Annotated in this window: 1 protein-coding gene; it reads right to left on the bottom strand. The window is 67.6% G+C overall.

The window, feature by feature from the left end:
* Window positions 1–21: 21 nt before the first annotated feature.
* The gene (locus KN815_RS20335; protein ID WP_216343372.1) at window positions 22–1,224 is read right to left on the bottom strand and encodes an IS110 family RNA-guided transposase; all 1,203 of its coding nucleotides are present in this window, start codon (window positions 1,222–1,224) and stop codon (window positions 22–24) included.
* Between the last annotated feature and the right edge of the window lie 107 nt (window positions 1,225–1,331).

The raw sequence follows: 1,331 nt of genomic DNA, 5'->3' as shown, positions 1-1,331 counted from the left end.
GGGGTGCCCCTATGGGTTTCGTCAAGCTGTGGGGGCAGGTTGCGGGTCGTAGAAGGTGCCGTCGCGAAGCATCGCGAAGAGGACGTCGGCTCGGCGTCTGGCGAGGCAGAGGAGGGCTTGGGTGTGGTGCTTGCCCTGGGCGATCTTCTTGTCGTAGTAGGTCCTGGAGGCCGGGTCGGCCAGGGAGGCGAACGCCGAGAGGAAGAAGGCCCTCTTCAGCTGTTTGTTGCCGCGGCGGGATGGTTGTTCGCCTCGGATCGAGGAGCCGGAGCTGCGAGTCGCCGGGGCGAGACCCGCGTAGGCCGCCAGGTGGGCGGCGCTCGGGAAACTGCTGCCATCACCGACATCGATGAGGATCCTTGCTCCAGTCCTGACGCCGATCCCCGGCATGGACGTCAGGACCTTGAAAAGAGGGTGAGCCTCCAGCAGTTCCTCGATCCGTCCGGCGAGCAGTTTGCGCTGGTCCAGTACGGCGGTGAGCGAGCTGGCGAGGCTGGGCACGATCAGTCCGGCCGCGTCGGTGCCGGGCACGATCACCGTCTGCTCGTCGAGCGCGGTGAAGATGTCCTCGACCAGGCGCTCGGCCATTCGCGGGGCCTTCGGGCGGATGAGGTTCACCAGCCGTCGGCGTCCGGCCTTGCGGATCTGGGCAGGAGCTCCGAAGCGTTCCAGCAGCGTCAGGACCGCCGGGTGCTGGACGCGGGGGCCGAGAACTCGCTCCAGGTGCGGGTGGATCTGGGTCAGCAGACCGCGGAGCCGGTTGGAGATCCGGGTTGCTTCGCCGGCCAGGTCGTCGTCGAAACCCACGATCATCTGCAGCTCAGCGATTGTCTCGTCTTCGAGTTCGACCGAGCGGAGCGTGTGCGGCATCACCCGGGCGGCGTCCGCGATGATGAACGCGTCGCGGGCGTCCGTTTTGGCCTCGCCGGGGTAGAGGTCGGCGATCCGCCGCATCGTCAGGCCAGGCAGATAGGCGACCGGGCAACCCATGTCCCGGGCCACCGCCAGCGGCAGCGCGCCGATGGAGGCGGGCTGGTCGACCACCACGAGCACGGTGCCGTGCTTGGCCTGCAGCTTGGCGAAGACCTCGCGCAGCTTCGGCTCGCTGTTGGGAAGCCGCTTGTCGAATGCCTTCTTCCCGGTGGGGGTGACGGCGGTGGCGTGGTGTTCGCCCTTGCCGACGTCCAGCCCGAGGAAGGCGCCGATGTCACTGGTGTCGAACACGTGCACTCTCCGGTCGTACTCACCCGGCCGTCCAGCGGCACCGATCGCCACATCCACATTACGAAGAGCCTCCCTGCCTCCGGAGAAGCCGGTGGTCATGCCCCTAA

The organism is Streptomyces niphimycinicus (genome assembly GCF_018883605.1).
GTDB classification, from domain to species: Bacteria; Actinomycetota; Actinomycetes; order Streptomycetales; family Streptomycetaceae; genus Streptomyces; species Streptomyces niphimycinicus.
Note: the sequence above shows the minus strand (reverse complement) of the source record. Positions and strands in the feature narration are given on the sequence as shown.